The sequence below is a fragment of the Mesorhizobium sp. M0478 genome, assembly GCF_040321305.1.
Taxonomy (GTDB): domain Bacteria; phylum Pseudomonadota; class Alphaproteobacteria; order Rhizobiales; family Rhizobiaceae; genus Mesorhizobium.
Genome location: NZ_JAMYRH010000025.1, coordinates 1 through 21961 on the forward strand (window position 1 = coordinate 1; position 21961 = coordinate 21961).

The window sequence follows — 21961 nt, forward strand, 5'->3', positions numbered from 1 at the left end:
GCATGCCGGTGTGGCAGGACAAGCTGTTCATCGGGCTCGCCCGCTCGGCGGCCGATGCGACGGAGTATTTCCAGATCCCGACCGGACGTGTGGTCGAGATCGGAACGCAAGTGACGATTTAGGGCATGCCGCGGTTGAGAAGAATCGGTGCTGTCACATTGATTGAGCGGGTAAGGAAATCCAGGTAGCAGCGCGCCCGGCACTGTAAGTTTCAGCGGCTTGATGCACGCGATAGCTGGCCGGGACGGCTGTCACGCTGTGGCGACACACGCGATTTTGTTCAGATTTGCATGGGGGCGTTACGCAGGTCTCGATGTTGAGCCGATGACAGCGCATTGCAGGGAAAGTGAGCAGGTCGGCAATCGGATCATGGATGGAAACGAACCGCTGAAGCTGGCGTGCCGACTTGAAGCGTTTCATGATCCTTTCGCGTCGTCGGGTCGGCTGGTGCGAATTTTCCGCTCGATTATTCAGGCCTGTGTGCGACCGGTGTTCGACGCCGGGCATGAGGTCGCGCATGGCGGCATCATAGGATCGGAGCTTGTCGGTGATCATGATCCGTGGTGTCCGCCCTTGAGCTTTCAGCAACTTGCGCATCAGACGCTTTGCCGCCTTGGCATTTCGGCGGCTTTGTACCAGCACTTCGAGGACGAAGCCGTCCTGATCGACGGCACGCCAGAGCCACTGCTTCTTGCCACTGATAGCCACGACACATTCGTCGAGATGCCATTTGTCGCCCAGGCAGCCGGCTGATATTGATCTCCTGGGCGAAATGCCGTCCGAATTTCTCCGCGCAGCTTCGAACGGTCTGATGCGTGACGATGATGCCGCGGGCCGCCAGCATGTCCTCAACCATGCGCAGGCTGAGCGGAAAGCGAAAGTAGAGCCATACCGCGTGCGCAATGATCTCGGGGGAAAGCGGTGGCGACCATAGAGCGGACCACGAGCAACTTCTGACATGGCCCAATGTAAGCACATCTTCATAAGCTGTCGGCTGACTTTACGGTGCCGCGCCAAGCGAGCAGCATCCGGCCGGCGGGGCCGACCCCGTCTCCCGGCCGTGAGCAGAACGGCATCACGCAGGGGCCGCTTCATCCTCGACGCGGCCAGCCTGCTTTGCCGTTACCGCCGCCGCCGAAAGCGCCAGGCGTTGCCGCCAGGCGCCGGTCCGCCGGCAGCGGTTCGTCTCCACCGATGATCCGATTGCCAACCAATTCCACTTTCCCCCATACCTGCGTAACGCCGCTATGCAAATCTGGACGAAATCGCGTATGTCGCCGCAGCATGACAGCCGTCCCGACCAGCTATCGCTGCATCAAGACGCTGATATCTTTACAGTGCCCGCACGCCTCTCGCGCGCCAACCGCCAGTAGGTGTCGCGAATTGAGGCGCGCTGAAGCCGTCCGGCTCAGCCGATCATGGCGCTTCGGTTGCCGGGTTCGAGGTCGTGGCCTCTGCCGCTGCGCGATTCTAGCAATTGCGCCTTGGAGAGCTCTGCTTCAGCCTCGGCGAGGCATGGCTCGGCTGCGGTTCTCTGCCGCAGAAGGTCCGATTGCGAATTCTTGACGTTGTCACGACGTAGGCGAGCGGCCTTGGCGAACGTCGGATAAGCGAAATGATTGACATCGGAGATGCCGCCCTTCGTTTCCTCGGCGTTTATCTGGAACTCCAGTTCTCGCGCCATGCGTTCGAAATCGGCAATCATGATGTCTAGCTGGTGCAACTGTCGTCGCTTCTCATTCACCTGAAATTGCTTCAGTCGGACCAGATTACCTCGTGGCTTCATGACTCGGTACTCCGGTACCCATTTCGTCCAATCAAACCGCTCTCTCCCCTTGACGTTAGGCCTACAGCGACTCTCACGTTTTCTGCTGCGAGCGGAAACATATTTTCCAAAATCCTTGGCCGATGGCTGTGAGTTCAATGCATCGACAAGCATGCGAGCGGGGGACTTAAGGGGCGGTAAAAAAAGGCGGAATAGGGCGATTTTCACAATGTCTGCATATGAACGCGTTGAGACCTGCGGCGGGCTTGACACACAAAGCAATCGTCAAGATTTGCGACATGGACGCCGGGTGGCATGAATACGCCCGCCGTCAGCTACACGCCCCCCGATTTGCGCCGCCTATTATCGCCCACGCGCTCTGGCTTTATTTCCGGTTTCCGCTGAGCCTGCGCCTGGTTGAGGAAATGCTGCTGGAACGCGGCATCGTGGTTTCGTATGAGACAAGTCGCCGGTGGGGCATCTAAGTTCGGGCTGGACTGCGCTCGCTGCTTGCGCCGCAAGCCGCCGTGCCGGAATGAGGTCTGGTACCTGAACGAAGTGGTCGTCACCATCGCCCGGCAAAAAGCTTTGGTTGTGGCGCGCCGTCGACCAAGATGGATATGTGCTGGACGAAATCGTGCAAAACCGCCGCAACACCAAGGCCGCCAAGCGCTTGCTGACGCGGCCGTTGAAGAAGCAGGGGCTCGCGCCGAAGCGCATGATCACCGACTAGCTGCGCTCGTATGTAGCGGCAAAGCGACAGGTGATGCCGGACGTCAAGCACCGGTCGCACAAGGGGTTGAACAACGGAGCGGAGAATTCCCATGTGCCGCCGCGAAAACGGGAGCGGATGATGCAGAGGTCCGATCGCAGGGAGGCCTGCAACGCTTCGTCTCGACCTTGTCAGCCCTCCGCAACCTCTTCGTCCCGCCCCAAACGTTCTGCTCTCGCCATACATGTTCATCGCCTCAGCGCGATGGCGCTGGTGATATCACGACGCGTTTGTACCGCTCGACCTACGCCACAGGTGCCGACGCTGTGACGAGCTTCGTCGGTCGCGTGTCGAGTGACGGCACCGGGGACAATTATCGTCGACCGCAGTCCATTGCCCAGACCAAGGCGCTTCTCGGCGTCGGCACGATGGCAAATCGCAGCGTCACGATCTCGGCCGCTGCCCCTTCTGGCGGCGTGGACGGTGATTTCTAGGTGCAGCCGTAATGGCCCTTTACGTCAAAGCCTCCGGGGTCTGGGGGGCGGCTAGCGCCGTATGGGTGAAAATCTCAAGCCTCTGGACCAAGGCTCGACAGGTCTATGTGCGCAGCTCGGGCGTCTGGGAGAAAATGTTCCCGATAGATCTGGTCTTCAATGGCACTCACGAAGACTCGACTGCCACGACCGTTTACACCCACACCAGCATTCCGCTTCTTGTCGCGCCACACGCTAATCGTCGTGTCATCGTGACAACTGAGACCACTGACACCGAAAGTGCAGTGACCGTCAACAGTATGACGATTGGGGGTGTGGCTGCCACCCTTCTCGCTCAGGTGGAAAGCATCTTCAATTCTGGTGTGGTCTATCTGTCAGTGTGGCCGGCCCTCGTGCCAACCGGTACGACGGCAACGATCGTGACCACGTATAATGAGAGCGTGTTCCGTGACTACATGTCGGTCTATACGACCACCAATTGGGATGGTGTGGTGGGCACTGTTGCCTCTGACAACAATTCAACGGGTGGCCTGACAACGACCGTCAGCATTGGTGCCCTGGGCGCAGCGATCGCAATTGCGGGCAACGCCACCAAGGGGGCATCGGCACTGCGACATGGACCGGGCTGACCCAACAGTTCTCAAACACACCAGTCACGAATAGAAACCACAGCGGAGCAATGGCAATAGCTACCGCCGCCCAAGCTGCCCTCACCGTAACCTGTGCCTACAGCACTACTCCAGCACTTGTCGCACTGCTGGTGGTTCCGCGGTGCGCAACTCCTGACTGGCGACGGCGTCGGCGACATGCCTTACGGACTCGTATTGCCAGAGCTTGTAATCGTCGACAAACCAGCCAAGTCGGCTCTCGATCGCCGTAGCAAGCTCGTTATAGTCGAGGCTGTCGAGGCCGAGATCCCGCATTCTGGTTGTCATCGACACCTCTACTTTTTCGGCAACTAGAGCGTTGAGGGTTTTGAGAACCAGTTGTTCAATTTCAAGTAATGTCATCACTAATACATGCCTTTTGCTTGCAGATTCAGGTAATGCAACCCTGATCGGGGCGCAACCCCCAAAACGAGGTGTGCCGTTGAAACATGTTCTTGTCATTGACGATGATGCCGCAATGCGGCGCCTCATCGCCGATGCATGCCCTGAAGGTAACCGCAGTCCACGATAGCAAGCAGTTTGACTATGTTCTTTCACGTGAGCCAGTCGATCTCGTGGTTGTTGACCTTAACCTAGGCCGGGAGGATGGACTTGCGATCGTCCGCAATCTGGCGACAAAATCGGATGTTCCTATCATAGTGATCAGCGGCGACCGGCTTGATGAGGCGGAAAAAGTGGTTGCACTGGAGCTCGGCGCAACCGATTCATTCCCAAGCCTTTCGGGATGCGCGAATTCCTGGCCCGCATTCGAGTAGCGCTACGCCAGCGCATTTCTAGTCCGCGAACCAGAGAGCAGCGCTCATTTCGCTCTGGGGCCTGGAAGCTCAGCGTGAAGCAGCGGCGACTGATCTGTGCGGAGCGTGGCGAGGTCAAGCTTACCGCATGTGAGTTCAATCTCTTGATCGCATTTCTGGAGAACCCCCGCAACGTGCTATCCAGAGAACGGCTTTTGCTCGCGAGCCGTGTGCGTGGAGAAGAGGTGTACGATCGAAGTATCGATGTCCTAATCATGCGCTTGCGCCGAAAGCTGGAGGCTGATGCGGCCAACCCTCGCCTGGTCAAAACATCCCGTGGCGCAGGGTACTTCTTCAACGCTGACGTAGATGTTAGCTACGGAGGCACGTTGGCCGCGTGACAGTGAGCTATGCTGGAGATTGGGGTGACGAGGCTGATCAAGCCTTCCAACAGTACCAGCCTGATCAATTACAGCGAGAGCTACCGGTCCGGAGATCGCATCAGCGCCTCTGTCGTCAAGAGAGCTGTTCTGCTTGACCCCAGCCATGGGAGCTCAACGCCCCGCGTCGGAGCGCTCCCTGCTTCTGAAGGAAGCCATTAGGTCCGCTCGGGCTTGATCGGAGGCTTGGCTGATGGACGTCGTGGTTGCTTCGCTCAGTTGCCGCCCCATGGCGCGGCTTTGCGGATTATCAGTCCTCTGCCTCTTCGCCGGTCTCAACAGCGCTGTGTAATGTTCATTGTTTATGATGACGCCCCCGCTGTTCACGAGGTTGCTCCTGTCAAGTGTACTCGTCAGTCCGTCCTGGGCCTCACGCTTCTTGCCCAAGTGCCGTTCAAACGGCGCTGGCGCGACTTGTTGAGCTCGAGAGATGGGTCCCTGCTCTCCTGCGTGGCCATGAGCTTGTGCCGCGGTCTGCGCAGCGGCGTCCCCAATGGCACGAGCCTCCATGCCGACTGCGTCTTCCGGACGAGCAGCAAGGGCAATTTCGCGCCCGAGTGCGAACTTCCGGACATGAGTTAGTGCACTGATGTCAGCGGTTTTCATATAGCGCTTGGCATCTTCATCCAGCGACCGCTCGTGAAGCCGATCCGCAATCCCCGGCTTTTTGTTTTCAACCAGGCATTGACTGAAACGTCTAAGAGCAGACCCATAGACCTCAACGGTACGGGGTTTCGGCCCGGTCGGCGCTGCCTCGTACGCTTTGATGAGAGCCGCTGTGTACTCTCTGATGAGCACGGCGTCGGCAGGGTGGGGATTCAGGGCAGGGCGGCCCACCACTGGCGCTCCGCCCGCCCACGTCTTGAGACGACCCAGTGACCCAGCCACGGCCGAGGGGCCGCCACCCCAGATCTCGTACTCCTTGCGATCCCGATCCAGCGACGAATCGTGAAGCCGATCCGCAATCCCCGGCTTGTTATTTTCAACGAGCCAATGACCAAAGCCGAAAAGAATATCTACATGGCGCTTGACCGTGATCTCCCCGACCTTACCGGCATAGAGTGCTGACCTCAGCCCTTCGACAAGGGTCGCATCGTTGGAATAAAGAGGACCCTTGTCGGGACCGGAGACCACTTTTGGGCGATCTGGCTGCACCGCCGCCGGCACAGAACGAGCATGGTCACGCAACTCGGACGGTGCGGGGGGATTCAGATCAACCACTGACGAATCCGGCGCATGATGATGGCGCGCCGTTGAGTGACCCGGCTGCAGCACCGCGGCACCCAGCATCGACCCACTGCCTCCGGCGTACGGCGCCGCGGCGTGTTCTTGTCCGCTCCCTTGCATCATGGGCTGCGCCTCCCATGGCAATGCACCCACTTGATGGGTGGGGGCCTGCATCAGCACGCGAGCGCCTGAATTGCCGATCTCGCTCAGCTGCGGCTCAGTGGCAACGTCCTGCAGACGACTGTTCAGGGGCCTTTGCCTCTTCGCTGGTCTCAACTCCGCTGTATCATGCTCACGGTTGATGAGGACCTCCTCGCTTGGTAGCTGGTTGCTCCTGTCCTGTGCAGCGATCCGCTCGTCCGGCGCGCGCTGGTCGCCGTCGCGCCAGCTCAGGGGACGAAAGGACCCTGCGGGATCCGAGGCTTGGTGATGGGGCCCAGTTGGCACGAAAGACGATGCCAGAACAGCGTCGTCTTCATTAGCTTTCCCAGGGGGGAGATACTCTGGCCAACTGTATTCCTCCTGCGGCCCGCTGCGCTGCGCAGCGGCGTCCCCCTTGCTCTCAAGACTTTGAAATTTAAATGGGTCCCCGGGAGCAACGTCTGGCGCTGACTGGCCGAGCCGCTTGATCTGCTGGTGAAACGTCCCAACGGGGCTTTCCTTAACCGCGTCTCGGGCCTGTCGGTCCATGAGTTCAAAGTTCGTAAGATTATTTGCCGTTCCGAATGTATTGTCACCCCTGAGGCGGGTTTGTAGTGCCTGCCGATTGACGACGAGGTTGTTGAGGTTCAGGTTATCTGGCTGCGATTGCAATCGCCCAACCAGCGCCCGCGTGCCGTCCACCACGTAGACTCCGCAATCCACCACGTTGCTCTGCTGGGCGATGCGGGATACGCCCACGCGGGTCTCCAGGCTGGCGCCCAGATTTTCTGCGAGCTCTTTTGCAAGCGTGTCATTGCATCCGTTGTAGGAGTCATAATGATAGGCAACCGGCCGTTCCCGGTCGCTGCGATCAACGAACAGCAGCGACCAATGGGTGCCGCGCTCCGCAAGAGTCTTACCGCCATCGCTCACTGGCACGAACAGGAAGTCGGCTGTGTCGTTACCGTTCTGATGGACGATGCGCTGGAATGCGCTTAGCATGACGCTCTCGGAGCCCAAGCGCAGATGATAATTGGCTACGAGGGGATCCACGAACCGCGTCCGGGCGGCGAGATCTGGATTGTTCCCCTGCAACTCCTGCTCCAGGAGTTGGTAATCCCTCTGGATATGTTCGTCGCCTAGCCATTCCAATGCGCCGAGCACCCGCCCGTCTTTAGCTTCCCCAGGGGGCCTCTCTGGCCGACCCAATGCCTCCTGCGTCCCGCTGCGCTGCGCAGCGGCGTCCCCAATGGCACGAGCCTCCATGCCGACTGCGTCTTCCGGACGAGCAGCAAGGGCAATTTCGCGCCCGGGTGCGAACTTCCGGAGATGAGCTAGTGCACTGATCCTCCGGTTACCACCGGAGTTCACATAGCGCTTGGCATCTTCATCCAGCGACCCCTCGTGAAGCCGATCCGCAATCCCCGGCTTTTTGTTTTCATGCAGGTATTCACTGAAACGTATAAGAGTAGATCCATAGACCTGAATGGTACCGCGATTCGGCCCGGTCGCAGGCGCTTCTTTGTACTCTTTGATGAGAGCCGCTGTGTAATCTCTGATGAGCGCGGCGTCGGCAGGGTAGGGATTCCGGACAGGGCGGTCGACCACTGGCGCTCCGCCCGCCAACGTCTTGAGACGACCCAGTGCTCTAGCCACGATCGAGGGGCCACCCCTGCTCTCGTACTCCGAGGGGCCACCCCTGCTCTCGTACTCCTTGCGATCCTGATCCAGCGACGATTCGTCAAGCCGAGCAGCAAATCCCGGCCTGTTATTGTCAAAGAGCCAACGACCAAAGCCGAGAAGAGAATTTACATGGCGCTTGACCGTGCTCTCCTTGACCTTACCCGCGTAAGCTGACCTCAGCCCTTCGACAACGGTCGCATCGTTGGAATAGAGGGGACCCTTGTCGCGACCGGAGACCCCTATTGGAGGATCTGGCTGCACCGCCGCCGGCACAGAACGAGCATGGTCACGCAACTCGGACGGTGCGGGGGGATTCAGATCAACCACTGACGAATCCGGCGCATGATGATGGCGCGCCGTTGAGTGACCCGGCTGCAGCACCGAGGCACCCAGCATCGACCCACTGCCTCCGGCATACGGCGCCGCGGCGTGTTCTTGTCCGCTCCCTTGCATCATGGGCTGCGCCTCCCATGGCAATGCACCCACTTGATGGGTGGGGGCCTGCATCAGCACGCGAGCGCCTGAATTGCCGATCTCGCTCAGCTGCGGCTCAGTGGCAACGTCCTGCAGACGACTGTTCAGGGGCCTTTGCCTCTTCGCTGGTCTCAACTCCGCTGTATCATGCTCACGGTTGATGAGGACCTCCTCGCTTGGTAGCTGGTTGCTCCTGTCCTGTGCAGCGACCCGCTCGTCCGGCGCGCGCTGGTCGCCGTCGCGCCAGATCAGGGGACGAAAGGACCCTGCGGGATCCGAGGCTTGGTGATGGGGCCCAGTTGGCACGAAAGACAATGGCAGAACAGCGTCGTCTTCATTAGCTTTCCCAGGGAGCTCGCGCCCGAGTTCGGACTTCCGGAGATGAGCTAGTGCACTGATCCCACCGGAGTTGTTATAGCGCTTGGCATCTTCATCCAGCGACCCCTCGTGAAGCCGAGCCGCAATCCCCGGCTTTTTGTTTTCAACCAGGTATTCACTGAAACGTCTAGGAGCAGATCCATAGGTCTGAATGGTAGCGGGATTCGGCCCGGTCGGCGCTGCCTTGTACTCTTTGATGGGAGCCGCTGTGTAATCTCTGATGAGCGCGGCGTCGGCAGGGTCGGGATTATTCAGGACAGCGGCGCGGTCCAGCACTGGCGCTCCGCCCGCCCACGTCTTGAGATGACCCACTGCTCTAGCCACGTCCGAGGAGCCACTCTTGCTCTCGTACTCCTTGAGATCCGGATCCAGCGACTCCTCGTGAAGCCGAGCAGCAAAGCCCGGCCTGTTATTATCAAAGAGCCAACGACCAAAGCCGAGAAGAGAATTTACATGGCGCTTGACCGTGCTCTCCAATGCTGACCTCAGCCCTTCGACAATGGTCGCATCGTTGGAATAGAGAGGACCCTTGTCGCGACCGGAGACCCCTATTGGAGGATCTGGCTGCACCGCCGGCGGCACAGAACGAGCATGGTCACGCAACTCGGACGGTGCGGGGGGATTCAGATCAACCACTGACGAATCCGGCGCATCATGATGGCGCGCCGTTGAGTGACCCGGCTGCAGCACCGAGGCACCTAGCCTCGACCCACTGTCTCCGGCGTAGGGCGCCGCGGCGTGTTCTTGTCCGCTCCCTTGCACCATGAGTTGCGCCTCCCATGGCGATGTATCCACTTGAGGGCCGGGATCATGCACTGGTTCGTCCATTTGCTTTTGCAACCGAGCCCACCTTTCGGCCACCGCGGCCTCGCCAACCGCGGAGGGCGTCTCCTCAGCCCTGGCGAACGCTGGCCCGGCAGGCGCCGCCGGCACAGAACGAGCATGGTCACGCAACTCGAACGGTGCGGGGGGATTCAGATCAACCACTGACGAATCGCGCGCCGTTGAGTGACCCGGCTGCAGCACCGAGGCTCCCAGCATCGACCCACTGCCTCCGGCGTAGGGCGCCGCGGCGTGTTCTTGTCCGCTCCCTTGCGTCATGAGTTGCGCCTCCCATGGCGATCGTAGAAGGTCCGCGTGCGGAATCGAGTCGAAATATCCCGACAAATCAGCGTCGACCTTCTGCTTTTGCAACCGAGCCCACCTTTCGGCCACCGCGGCCTCGCCAACCGCGGAGGGCGTCTCCCCAGCCCTGGCGAACGCTGGCCCGGCAGGCGCCGCCGGCACAGAACGAGCAGGGTCACGCAACTCGGACGGTGAGGGGGGATTCAGATCAACCACTGACGAATCCGGCGCATGATGATGGCGCGCCGTTGAGTGATCCGGCTGCAGCACCGAGGCACCCAGCATCGACCCACTGCCTCCGGCGTAGGGCGCCGCGGCGTGTTCTTGTCCGCTCCCTTGCACCATGAGTTGCGCCTCCCATGGCGATGTATCCACTTGAGGGCCGGGATCATGCACTGGTTCGTCCATTTGCTTTTGCAACCGAGCCCACCTTTCGGCCACCGCGGCCTCGCCAACCGCGGAGGGCGTCTCCTCAGCCCTGGCGAACGCTGGCCCGGCAGGCGCCGCCGGCACAGAACGAGCATGGTCACGCAACTCGAACGGTGAGGGGGGATTCAGATCAACCACTGACGAATCCGGCGCATCATGATGGCGCGCCCTTGAGTGACCCGGCTGCAGCACCGAGGCACCCAGCATCGACCCACTGCCTCCGGTATGCGGTGCCAGGTGCTCGTCCCCCAGCATCATGGGCTGCGCCTCCCATGGCAATGCACCCACTTGATGGGTGGGGGCCTGCATCAGCACGCGAGCGCCTGAATTGCCGATCTCGCTCAGCTGCTTAGCTTTCCCAGGGAGCTTCTCTGGCCGACCCAATGCCTTCTGCGGCCCGCTGTGCTGCGCAGCGGCGTCCCCAATGGCACGAGCCTCCATGCCGACTGCGTCTTCCGGACGAGCAGCAAGGGCAATTTCGCGCCCGAGTGCGGCGTACGGCGGGAACTTCCGGAGATGAGCTAGTGCACTGATCCACCGGTTACCACTGGAGTCCAAATAACGCCTGGCATCTTCATCCAGCGACCCCTCGTAAAGCCGAGCCGCAATCCCCGGCCTGTTGTTTTCATGCAGGTATTGACTGAAACGTCTAAGAGTAGCCGCATAGTCCTGAGTGGTTTTGGGATTCGGCCCGGTCGCAGGCTCTGCCTCGTACTTTTTGATGAGAGCCGCTTTGTAATCTCTGATGAGCTCGGCGTCGACAGGGTCGGGATTCAGGGCAGCGCGGCCCACCATTGGCGCTCCGCCCGCCGACTCTTTGAGACGACCCAGTGCTCTAGCCACGTTCGAGGAGCCACTCTCGCGCTGGTACTCCTTGAGATCCTGATCCAGCAACGGATCGTCAAGCCGAGCAGCAAATCCCGGCTTGTTATTATCAAAGAGCCAACGACCAAAGCCGAGAAGAGAGTTTACATGGTCCGTGACCGTGCGCTCCCCGATCTTACCGGCATAGAGTGCTGACCGCAGCCCTTCGACAACGGTCGCATCGTTGGAATAAAGAGGACGCTTGTCGCGACCGGAGACCACTACTGGAGGATCTGGCTGCACCGCCGCCGGCATAGAACGAGCATGGTCACGCAACTCGAACGGTGCGGGGGGATTCAGATCAACCACTGACGAATCCGGCGCATGATGATGGCGTGTTTCCCCGGGAACAACGTCCCGTACGAACACCGAGTCTGGGTTGCCTTGGTCCGGCGCGACTGGAGCCAGGGCTCTGTCGTGTAACGCTCGCGCTGACTGGCCGAGCCGCTTGATCCGCTGGTGAAACGTCCCAACGGGGCTTTCCTTAACCGCGTCTCGCGCCTGTCGGTCCATGAGTTCAAAGTTCGTGAGATAATTTGCCGTTCCAGATGTATCGTCACCCATGAGTCGGGTTTGTAGTGCCTGCCGATTGACGACGAGGTTGTTGAGGTTCAGGTCTGGCAGGTCTGCCAGGTCTGGCTGCCATCTTTGCAATCGCCCAACCAGCGCCCGCGTGCCGTCCACCACGTAGACTCCGCAATCCCACTCGTTGCTCTGCTGGGCGATGCGGGGTAAGTCCACGCGGGTCTCCAGGCTGGCGCCCAGCCTTTCTGCGAGGTGTTTTGCAAGCTTGTCATGCCATCCGCTGACGGAGTCATAATGATAGGCAACCGGCCGTTCCCGGTCGCTGCGATCAACGAACAGCAGCGACCAATGTTTGCCGCGCTCCGCAAGAGTCTTACCGCCATCGCTCACTGGCACGAACAGGAAGTCGGCTGTGTCGTTACCGTTCTGATTATGGACGATGCGCTGGAATGCGCTTAGCTTGTCGCTCTCGGAGCCCAAGCGCAGATGATAATTGGCTACGAGGGGATCCACGAACCGCGTCCGGGCGGCGAGTTCTGGATTGTTCCCCTGCAACTCCTGCTCCAGGAGCTGGTAATCCCTGTGGATATGTTCGTCGCCTAGCAATTGCAATGCGCCGAGCACCCGCCCGCTGGGGTCGCCGAAAACACCAAAAAACCCTTCGACCGCGGGGGACATCCCCTCAGGAAAGAGCTCTGGCGAGGCGGAATTCCCCGCCCGCAAGCTGGGCGGAGCGAATTCCGGTGGCCTCAGTGGCACCTCCTCGCTTGGTAGCAGGTTGCTCCTGTCCTGTGCAGCGATCCGCTCGTCCGGCGCGCGCTGGTCGCCGTCGCGCCAGATCAGGGGACGAAAGGACTCTGCGGGATCCGAGGCTTGGTGATGGTGCCCAGTTGGTACGAAAGACGATGGCAGAACAGCGGCGTCTTCATTAGCTTCCCCAGGGAGCTTCTCTGGCCGACCCAATGCCTTCTGCGGCCCGCGGTGCTGCGCAGCGGCGTCCCCAATGGCACGAGCCTCCATGCCGACTGCGTCTTCCGGACGAGCAGCAAGGGCAATTTCGCGCCCGAGTGCGGCGGACGGCAGGAACTTCCGGAGTTGAGCTAGTGCAATGATCCTCCGGTCACCACTGGAGTCCTTATAGCGCTTGGCATCTTCATCCAGCGACTCCTCGTGAAGCCGAGCCGCAATCCCCGGCTTGTTGTTTTCAACCAGGTATTCACTGAAACGTCTAAGAGTAGCTCCATAGTCGTGAATGGTTTGGCGATTCGGCCCGGTCGCAGGCGCTCCCTTGTACTCTTTGATGAGAGCCGCTTTGTACTCTTTGATGAGCACGGCGTCGGCAGGGTCGGGATTCAGGACAGCGCGGCCCACCATTGGCACTCCGCCCCCCGACTCTCTGAGACGACGCATTGCCACAGCCACAGTCGAGGAGCCACCACTGCTCTCGTACTCCTTGAGATCTTCATCCAGCGACTCCTCGTGAAGCCGAGCAGCAAATCCCGGCTTGTTATTTTTAAAGAGCCAACGACCAAAGCCGTAAAGAGAATTTACATGGCGCTTGACCGTTTCCTCCTTGGCCTTACCCGCGTAGAGTGACCTCAGCCCTTCGACAACGGTCGCATCGTTGGAATAAAGAGGACGCTTGCAGCCGCGACCGTCGGAGACCACTACTGGAGGATCTGGCTGCACCGCCGCCGGCACGGGGGAACGAGCATGGTCACGCAACTCGAACGGTGCGGAAGGATTCAGATCACCCACTGACGAATCCGGCGCATGATGATGGCGCGCCGTTGAGTGACCCGGCTGCAGCACCGAGGCACCTAGCATCGACCCACTGCCTCCGGCGTACGGCGCCGCGGCGTGTTCTTGTCCGCTCCCTTGCATCATGGGCTGCGCTTCCCATGGGGCCGCGCCTTCGATGAGGCTCAGGTCTCCCTGAGACGGATGAGGATGGAACGGGTCTGGCAGAGCCGGAACGCCGGGGGCGGGAATTTGGGCAGCGGCTTGGCGCGCCTCGCCCGAGCGCTGCTCAAAGCCCTCTTGCCCGGCCTGTGCCGCTTGCTCTTGAGATGCCGGGGGCTGCACCTGCCGCCAACCTGTTACATTGGATAGGTCAAATTTGTGCCGGTTCACGCTAGCCTCACGTCCACAGATCAGCTGAGCAACCTACTCGGGCATACTTACGAGAAGCTGACGAGGTCCGCGGTCCCGGAGCGGGTAGGCCTAATTTTCTGCGCGCCGATTGCGCTGGCGCGACGTAGCCCGGCCTTTTGCCAGCTCGGCAGCTACGGCTCGCAAAGAGCGTCGTAAGGCTTGCGGAGCCGCCCCTCAGCTCCCGTCGAGGAGCAATCCACAATTCACATATTTGGAGATGGCTCGCTGGTTTACCGGTCTGCGAGCCCCTGCAAGCCCATGCTTCAGATGCCGCCCGTGCAGAGGTATTTCATTTCGAGGTAGTCCTCGAGGCAATGGCGGGAACCCTCCCGCCCGATGCCGGACTGCTTCACTCGGCCGAAAGGCGCGGCTTCGGACGACATGCGTCCCGTGTTCATACCACTATGCCATATTCCAAGGCCTCGGCCACACGCAAAACACGCTTCCGTTTGAGGCACAAATGTGGGGGAAGGCCTTAGATCGTGTCGTTGGCCTCATGCACGACCTATCCGCATCGAAGCAATCACAGGCGCCAGCCGCCCGAATGTCTCTTTCTTGCGCGATGGTCATCTCGCTGGAGACAGGACCGATAGTTCGACGTGCCATTCGCGCGATGCGTTTGCCCCCGCATCGAATTCTGCGGCCTTTCGCGACGGTATTGGCGATATGGGATTCGATTTTGGCCAGAGCCTGCCTGTCGATCAGCGCACCGATCGCCACTCCGGAGCAAAGCCCTCGCCAACGATAAGTGGCGGACTTTCTCCACGAACTCTCGACAAACACCTTCGTGAACGCCTGACTGGACGGGGGTAGCCATGCCGAACAGGTCGCATAACCACGCCATCGTTCGGCGACTGCAGCCGCGAAGCGTCTCGAACACATCGGCTCGATGCGGTTGCGTCCAGAATGCATCAGCGAGCGGCGGGAGTCTTCGCTATATTCGCCCCCGACATCCCGAGGTCCACCAGCTTGCCTGCCAAAAGGGGTGTTGCATGAAAAGACCCGCTTTCGTCGCCGTCAGCCGCGTGCCCAGGAGGACGACAGCCTCCATAGTAAGAATGCGAGATGATCATCGTATTCAGCGGCAGCGTGCCGGCCAAATTGGGTTTTCGGCAAGCCAAATAGGGCGATGCAGAAGGATGGTGAGGATTTCGCGTCCGCCACTGCGATGCATAGAGCCACCCTTCGGAACCGACCAGCGCAACAAAGCTCGTTATGCGGCGCGTAGGTTCGTAGACGCTTATCCAGTATCGAGATAACAACGCCGCTGCGCAGGAACGAACTCTGAGAGCGCACCCTGCGAGAGGTTGCGCTTGCTGACGCGGCTGTGGAAGAAGCAGGGGCTCGCGCCGAAGCGCATGATCACCGACTAGCTTCGCTCGTATGGAGCGGCAAAGCGACAGATGATGCCGGACGTCGAGCACCGGTCGCACAAGGGGTTGAACAACAGAGCGGAGAATTCCCAGCGCCGCGAAAACGGGAGCGGATGATGCAGGGGTCCGATCGCCGGGAGGCCTGCAACGCTTCGTCTCGACCTTGTCAGCCGTCCGCAACCTCTTCGTCCCCCGCCCCAAACGTTCTGCACTCGCCATACATGTTCATCGCTTGCAAGCCATCGCCGAATGGAAGGCCGTGACTGGAACGCCCGCACGATTCAGCAGCAGCAGCCCTCGGCCGGCCAATTTCAGACAACGTGACAAGCCCGACCAACAAGCCTGTGTCGTCAAATCGCCAAACCGACGCAAATTGTCGGACAGGGGAGGCCGCTGAGCCTCATCCGCTTCGATGAGAGCGGCGTCGGCGGGTTCTGTCGCAAACTTTTCGGAAAGCTCATTTGCCGCAAAAAATCGCTTGCGGCATCGCGACGAGCACTGAAGTCGATCAGCATCCGCAAGAGCCAGTATGTCAGCAACCGGGCTCGAACACATCTCAACCGGTGAAAAGGTTCTCGAAGTCCGCGAGGCCCCCGCGGCGGTCATCATCATGTACGCGCTGCGGCACCTCGAAACCGCTTCCCTTGGCGTCGGATCAATCGTGTTGAATCAAGGGCTTGAGCAAGCCTGGTCCCAGGAGGCGGTTTCAGGTGCATGGGGCAGTACTATTCACAAGAGGGTGCGAACGGGGCATAGCGTGCGCGCTCGAAGGCGTCAGCGGGAGCGTCAGCTACATAGTCGATAAGACGCGCTTTTTACCTCGGTCTCGGCTCGCAACGATGGATTGCTAACGGCGAACTCATGCTGGTCGGCAAGGCGATACTGGCTGGAGCATCAACTCGGCCGACGAGAGTGGCCACACCATCCTAGACAGGATCGGCCGATATGCCCGGCATCGCCGCTCTGCAAAAAGTCAGCGGGCATCCAGACGTTGCCGGGTTGACTATGGGTGTCCGAACCGCGAAAAGAGGCCGCTCTTTATGAGTGGCGTGCGCTGGCAGTCTAACCCCAAGCCCCCCGCCCGGGCTGCCGGCGCGCTTCTAGGAACATCGAGGTAGATGACGAGACTCCGAACTACATTTCCAAAGCTATCGGTGAATACACGTTTCAAGCCAAATCGATTTCCCACAGCCAGGCGCGAACGTTCGACTGGACCATTCAGAATTCACATCAAGGTGCACCGCTATTGCGTCCCGAACAGGTTCGGCTGCTCGATGACGACTACGAGATTGTTCTTATCAAAGGTCTGCCACCATTAAAATTGAGGAAGGTGCGTTATTTCTCGGATCGCATTCTGAAACGCATCTTTGAAAGCCAGACAGGCGCCCTCCCGGAGCCGGCGCCCTTGACGGGAGCAGAGGAGGCGCTCTCCGCAGAATCTCAACTCGATGACCCGCTGTGTGAATTGGCGCAGGACTTTGACGATACAGTTTGATGTGAGGCTAGTATGAACCGGCGAAATAGTAATCCATCCCGTTTAACAGCTTTGTCGCAGGTGCAGGACGCCGGCTTGGAAGACGGGCAAGCGGGCCAAGCCCGGCGAGTGGGCTTTGAGCAGCACGTGTCCGAGGCGCTCCGGCCACTGTTCGATGGTCGAGCTGACGAGCCGCCTACCGGTCCAGAGGAGCTTCTGCGACTGGAAAAAGGGTTTCGCGAGGTGCTTCAGCGAGGGCAGGATCATCAAGCCGCCTCGTCTTTTTTCAGCGATCCAAGGATGCCCGCTGGACGGGATGACCCCAAGGGAAGCGTGTCGGACGCTTTCGCAGCAGCCGGCTCTAGGCACGCCGGAGTTGAGGCCGCCGCCCCGCCAGTGTTAGCTGCCAGCCAACAGCAGATCCGGCCCTCGCCAGTTGCGTTTGACCGGCCGGTATCATCCTCGGCTGCTGCAGGCGTGCGCTTGTATGCCCCTTCGATGATCTCTCGGAAGACCAGTTTCGAAAACTGCGATCAGTTGCCCGCCTTGTGCTGCCGCCTCGCCGTCGAGGTCGAAACGCCCGCGAATCAATGGAAGGTCAGCGGGCCATGGGGGCAGAGTGCAACTGCGTCTACACCGCCTATTTGAGGGGAGAGGTACACTTGGCTTTCCTGTTCCAGCAGCATCCGGCCGCACACCGACGCGATGGGGAGCTAGAATTCAAATCGGACCTTCGCAAGGCACGCACCGCGGATCAAACGCCGTTCGTTTGGGAAAAATGGCTCAGTACCGACAAAGCTTCTGTAATGGCCCTAGTGGCCTCGGTCGCGCTCTTGGTCGCGATACAGTGGCAAGACCCCCAGATCAACGAGGCGGTCCTAAGCGAACTGCGGACGATTCAGATCAACTACGCATTGCTCCAGCGAGACGTCGCTCGCGCCGACATGGTATTGGACTTCCGTTCCGTTGCTTCTACCGGGCAAGCATTAAAAAGGAACCTTCAAAACTACCAACGCCTTGTTGAGATTTCGCCCGATGAGAGCTCCGGGGTGCACTCCAGGTTGGTTGCACAGCTCAAAAATTCCCTCGAAAACACAGAAGCTGCCATCTCGGCCTCGGCCGCGCAAAATGAGCTTCTGCAAAGCTCTCTGGTACGCTTTGCTCGCTCGGCTAATCGCCTTCAGGGGGGAGTGTCGAACAGGCCTGAATTTTCCAATCTGATCCTTCAATTTTCGGCCAGACCGGGATTCAGCCTCGCATTACAAATCGATCAGTCTCTCCGCCGACTTCCTCCTAGCCAGGACCAAGTCACGGAGGATGTTGCCCGCGAGGGCCGCGCTATCCTGTCCTCAATGTTGAGGTTGGACCGCGCTGTCAATCGGATCCCATCCTTCGACACGTTCGCCAAGGCTGCCGAATTGGAGCGAGAACATCTGAAAGCCTACAGCTTCGCCAGCGCGCAAGCGCAGCGTACACGACTTTTCTTTGGCTTGGTGTCCATATGCCTCTGCTTGTTTGCGACGATTCGAGCCTCCACGCTGCATGTGCGGACGAACCGGTTGGAAAGGCGGTTAGAGCTTGAAGCGGCAATGAGTGAGATCGAAGCTTGCTTCATCGACAGTCAAGCAACGAAGGCTTCGCGGCGCTTCTCCACCGAAGCAGCGCTTAGACTCATTCAATGCGTTTTCGATGCGGATCAATGCGCGCTTGCTCTGGTGGATCCGAGTATCAGCAGGAATACCGAGTACTTTGTCGCGAACAAGCGCATGCGCGTCTGGAACGCCACGCTAATCCATGAAGTCGTCTCACTTGTACACCCGGAACAGCCAGTGTTTCGCGTCGTTCCGGCGTCGGAAGTGGTTCGGACTGCCGTAGGCACTACCGGTGTTTGTCAAATTGTTGGGTGCAGGGCCTCCGATCAGCAGGCTGCGGTTTGTATCCTTGTTTTTGAAGGAGATCGCTCACCACCCTCCACAGACGACCTCCTGGTTCTGGCGAGCGCTACTGTGCGTTTAGGCAACCATCTTGAAATGCAACGTGTACACACGGAACGTAACCTTTTTGAGAGTCGATGGGAGCATGCGGAAAGGCTGACGGCTGTCGGCACAATCGCAAGCGGCGTTACACATGAATTCAATAATGTTCTAGGAGCAATAGTCGGCTACGCAGAGATGGCTAAAGGTCTTGTGCGCCGCCCCTCGAGAATTCGGGGCCACATCGGCCAAATTATCTTGGCCAGCAACCGAGCCAAGCTGATTATTGATCAAATTTTGTCACTAAGCCGAACTCGGAAGCGCGTGACGATGCCTTTCGACGTCTCGGAGAGTGTAATGGATCTCGCGCCATTGCTGCGGGTTACAGTTCGTGCGGATGTTCAGTTGAACTTCAAGATCAACGAGTGGCAAACGGTGATCGAGGGCAGCCCGACCGAGATACAGCAAATCCTTATGAATCTATGCAAGAACGCGTCGGAGGCTCTCTTGAATGAGGGCCGTGTCGAGATTAGCGTTTCTCGCGCTCACGTCTGTCAAACGAAGCCCGTGGCTAAGGGCACCTTGAAACCGGGAGATTACGTTCTCCTCTCCATCAGCGACGATGGCCAAGGAATCGCAAGTTCGGTGCTTCCGCACATCTTTGAGCCCTTTTTTACCACGCGCTCTCGCGTCGGCGGGACCGGACTGGGTCTTGCTGCAGTGGACCGCCATGTGAGCGCGCTCGCAGGATGCCTTGACGTCACCTCGGCTGTTGGCCGAGGTACACGCTTCGATCTCTACTTACCGGCCTGCGCTGAGGAGCAGGTCAGAGCTGATAGCGCTTCCGGTCCATACGATGGATCACTTGGCAATGGAGAAATCATTGCAGTCGTGGAGCCCGATCCAGCAGCGTTGGAGATCTACAACGATAAGATCGCCGCGCTTGGTTATAAGCCTGTCGGCTTCGCGACCTTCGAAAGTCTTTGCGACTGGATCGAGAGCGGGAAGGCAGCCGACCTCCTAATTTTCGATCAAGCGACTTTCCTCGGGCCAGGACAGCCCGAAGCCGTACGTACCACCCTGATGACGGTGCCCATCATCGTCGTTGGTGGAAGCGACCCCATGCCGATCACATCTGGTAATCAGACCTTCGTCCTTTGGCTAGCCAAACCGGTCTCGTCCAGGACGATGGAGCATGCAATTCGTAGGATGATAATGGCATGATGCCGCCGACGCGCTCAGGCTACCGAGCTACCGAGCTACCGAGGCAATCGGAGGCGGAGCCGGCTGGGATCCAGCAAATACAAGACCGTCGGACGATCTCTGCGCACCCGGCTCATGGCGAGTTCCCCTCGAACACTGTCGTCGGCTTCCGCCCAACGAAGGGCTCCCCGACCACGGCAAACCTGCCGCCGTGCTCGTGACCGTCAAGGACAAGTCGCCGCGCGATGGGGTCTGCGGGCCTCCATCCTTGACAAGTCACTGCGCGCTGGCGGCGACAGGCGACGGGTAATATAAGGTCGGGACGAGGAGATGGTCGCCAATCGGTTATGCAAGATGGTTGACGAAAAGCAAAGCTTGACAATCATCGCCCCATTCACGCCAGACTTCTCCTGTGCGCTCATCACTCGGCTATGGCTCCTCGCCTGCCCCGACAAGGCTATCGCCGCCCGGCCGGGCAAGCGATATCCCAGGTTCCGACGTGTTCCTTTCATGCTTCATGGACCTAGGCCCCGGCAGGGCGGGAGCATGAGGCTGGGTTCTCGGTCGCGGATCTGTGAGGCAAGCACGGGGTAAGCGAAGGCTCGACCCACCATTGGGGAGGCCGGCTTCGGCACGGAGGTGCGGCCTCGGCGTTGAGAGGCATCGGATCGGGTGTAGCAGGACTTTCGAACTAACTGCCGACAACACACTGGATAGGCTGTTCTCGTCGTTCGGTCCAGTTCACCAACGCCTGTGTCGACATTTTACGGCGCTTCACTACTCAGCGCCGCGCCCGTGAGCGCCAGCGAGTGGTCGTCGGCGGGCTCGATGGCGCTATCAGGTCGGGGACTCGACCTCTGTGATCATCACCGATTTAATTCAAATTTGTCTGTATATATTGACGATTGCACCACCTTCACCTCGTAAACGGCAATGCGGGCGGATGGAGAGGGTTCTATGATATGACAAGCGATTTTTCCGCCGCCCGAGGGCATTTAGATCGAGCGTATGACTACCTTTGTGGGGATGACCCGATGAGTCAAAGGGGCCGCGAAGCCTTGGATCTGCTAATTGAGGCGGTTGCCGTCGAAGAGTTCAAGCAGCCACGCCAAAGCGCGGAGGTGCTAAGGTTTCCGATCGGGCGCCGCTGCTGAGGTAATCTCCACGGCCGCCATGTAGCCTCAGGTGGCAGGGACTCGCCGCCTCGTGAGGGCCGGGAACGAACGCATTGGCAAAAGGAAAGCCCACTTGCCAGACCCGCGCCCGGCCAGCGTGGTAAGAAGGCCGGCGGGTTCCCAAGCGGAGACATTGACGCCGGACTATGACGTTCTTTGCATCGGCAATGCAGCGCCGGCAACACCGCCGCCGGCGTAGGCAGCTTCGGCGGGCGCGCCGCCTTCTTCGGCAGGTGACGAACGACGCGCTCGGCGAGATCTACGCCCACGACATCCACGCCCAGGGCGTCGCCTTCGACACCGAACCGCTAGTGGGACAACCACCGACGGCATGCTCGATGAACTTCGTAACGCCCGATGGCGAGCGCGTATCTCGGCGCCTGCTTCGAACTCGGCCCGACGATGTCGAACCGGACAAGGCTTCGGGCACCAAGGTCACTTATTTCGAGGGCTATCTGGGGGACCCGCCGCGCGCCAAGCAAGCGATCCGGCAGACCGCGCGGCTGGCGCATGCCGCTGGGCGCGAAGTGTCGATGACGCTGTCGTATTCGTTTTGCGTCGACCCCTACCGCGACGAGTTCGTCGAGCTGATCCGCTCCGGCACGGCAGCAGCAGGTCGTCTGGATCGCCGGGACTATCCGGGTGAGTACGTCGGGGTAGTGTGCTGAGAGTTCTGCAAATTCGCTGAGAGGGGGCGGTCATGGCAGGCTGGTGATTGTTCACGTCACCGATTGCCGCGAAGGAACGCCACCATGACAAGACTGAAGTTAAGACCGCCAGCGCTGCCGTCAAAGCAAGGGCATCGGGTTGGTCGTGTCCGACGATCACGCCGGCATGGTGGCAGCTGTCGGCGAGGTGATCCCCGAAGCCGCCTGGCAACGCTGCTACGTGCACTTCCTCAGGAACGCGCTCGATCATCTGCCGAGGAAGCACGGCGACGACTGCCTGCA

10 protein-coding genes and 8 pseudogenes are annotated in these 21961 nt (G+C 59.8%); 11 read left to right on the top strand and 7 right to left on the bottom strand.

The features are described 5' to 3' along the window. Window positions 1–122, top strand: a 122-nt coding sequence (locus NKI64_RS32260) for a KUP/HAK/KT family potassium transporter (protein WP_502901414.1), incomplete at its 5' end; no start/stop codon positions are given. Window positions 123–280: 158 nt separating this feature from the next. Here the strand turns inward: NKI64_RS32260 and NKI64_RS31420 are convergent. The 3 genes and pseudogenes from NKI64_RS31420 to NKI64_RS31430 form a co-directional block, all read right to left on the bottom strand. Next, window positions 281–960, bottom strand: a pseudogene (locus NKI64_RS31420) (IS6 family transposase). Window positions 961–1010: 50 nt separating this feature from the next. After that, window positions 1011–1174 (bottom strand): annotated as a pseudogene (locus NKI64_RS31425) (DUF1403 family protein); the annotation flags it as partial. Between the two features lie 234 nt (window positions 1175–1408). Continuing rightward, the gene (locus NKI64_RS31430; protein ID WP_023690673.1) at window positions 1409–1786 is read right to left on the bottom strand and encodes a hypothetical protein; all 378 of its coding nucleotides are present in this window, start codon (window positions 1784–1786) and stop codon (window positions 1409–1411) included. Window positions 1787–2080: 294 nt separating this feature from the next. On the opposite strand from NKI64_RS31430, the pseudogene NKI64_RS31435 reads away from it, so the two are divergent. The 3 genes and pseudogenes from NKI64_RS31435 to NKI64_RS31445 all read left to right on the top strand — a co-directional run bounded on the left by NKI64_RS31435 (window position 2081) and on the right by NKI64_RS31445 (window position 3600). Continuing rightward, window positions 2081–2807, top strand: a pseudogene (locus NKI64_RS31435) (IS6 family transposase). Continuing rightward, the gene (locus NKI64_RS31440; protein ID WP_156941828.1) at window positions 2804–2971 is read left to right on the top strand and encodes a hypothetical protein; all 168 of its coding nucleotides are present in this window, start codon (window positions 2804–2806) and stop codon (window positions 2969–2971) included. The pseudogene NKI64_RS31435 and the gene NKI64_RS31440 overlap by 4 nt, the downstream one beginning before the upstream one ends. Before the next feature lie 11 nt (window positions 2972–2982). Beyond that, on the top strand, window positions 2983–3600 hold the full coding sequence (locus NKI64_RS31445; protein ID WP_023707045.1) for a hypothetical protein: 618 nt from the start codon (window positions 2983–2985) through the stop codon (window positions 3598–3600). 105 nt (window positions 3601–3705) lie between these two features. Here the strand turns inward: NKI64_RS31445 and NKI64_RS31450 are convergent, their stop codons facing one another. Continuing rightward, complete coding sequence (locus NKI64_RS31450) at window positions 3706–4110, bottom strand: phosphopantetheine-binding protein (protein WP_081730999.1); 405 nt, start codon at window positions 4108–4110, stop codon at window positions 3706–3708. Between NKI64_RS31450 and virG the strand changes: the two are divergent. Then, window positions 4061–4774 (top strand): annotated as a pseudogene (gene virG / locus NKI64_RS31455) (two-component system response regulator VirG). The gene NKI64_RS31450 and the pseudogene virG sit on opposite strands and share 50 nt — an antisense overlap. 153 nt (window positions 4775–4927) lie before the next feature. On the opposite strand, the gene NKI64_RS31460 reads toward virG, so the two are convergent. Together NKI64_RS31460 and NKI64_RS31465 are read right to left on the bottom strand one after the other, a co-directional pair. Beyond that, window positions 4928–13792: a Ulp1 family isopeptidase gene (locus tag NKI64_RS31460; RefSeq protein WP_352671971.1), complete on the bottom strand. Its 8865-nt coding sequence runs from the start codon at window positions 13790–13792 to the stop codon at window positions 4928–4930. Window positions 13793–14076: 284 nt separating this feature from the next. Beyond that, window positions 14077–14211 (bottom strand): aldehyde dehydrogenase family protein, encoded by a 135-nt coding sequence (locus NKI64_RS31465; RefSeq protein ID WP_023671820.1) that lies wholly within the window; start codon window positions 14209–14211, stop codon window positions 14077–14079. A gap of 912 nt (window positions 14212–15123) precedes the next feature. On the opposite strand from NKI64_RS31465, the pseudogene NKI64_RS31470 reads away from it, so the two are divergent. Continuing rightward, window positions 15124–15463: pseudogene (locus NKI64_RS31470) on the top strand (DDE-type integrase/transposase/recombinase); the annotation flags it as partial. A gap of 840 nt (window positions 15464–16303) precedes the next feature. Further along, window positions 16304–16681, top strand: a pseudogene (locus NKI64_RS31475) (type IV secretory system conjugative DNA transfer family protein); the annotation flags it as partial. Between the two features lie 42 nt (window positions 16682–16723). Here the strand turns inward: NKI64_RS31475 and NKI64_RS31480 are convergent. Next, window positions 16724–16927 carry a hypothetical protein gene (locus tag NKI64_RS31480; protein WP_352671972.1) on the bottom strand — a complete coding sequence of 68 codons (204 nt, stop codon included), beginning with the start codon at window positions 16925–16927 and terminating at the stop codon, window positions 16724–16726. Window positions 16928–17322: 395 nt separating this feature from the next. Here NKI64_RS31480 and NKI64_RS31485 point away from each other — a divergent pair, with 395 nt between their 5' ends. From NKI64_RS31485 to NKI64_RS31500, 4 genes and pseudogenes are all read left to right on the top strand, one after another. Continuing rightward, complete coding sequence (locus NKI64_RS31485) at window positions 17323–19857, top strand: two-component system VirA-like sensor kinase (RefSeq protein ID WP_352671974.1); 2535 nt, start codon at window positions 17323–17325, stop codon at window positions 19855–19857. 941 nt (window positions 19858–20798) lie between these two features. After that, window positions 20799–20990 carry a hypothetical protein gene (locus NKI64_RS31490; protein WP_023679698.1) on the top strand — a complete coding sequence of 64 codons (192 nt, stop codon included), beginning with the start codon at window positions 20799–20801 and terminating at the stop codon, window positions 20988–20990. Window positions 20991–21182: 192 nt separating this feature from the next. After that, window positions 21183–21616, top strand: a pseudogene (locus NKI64_RS31495) (PfkB family carbohydrate kinase); the annotation flags it as partial. A 181-nt stretch (window positions 21617–21797) separates the two neighbouring features. Further along, a pseudogene (locus tag NKI64_RS31500) lies at window positions 21798–21961 on the top strand (transposase); the annotation flags it as partial.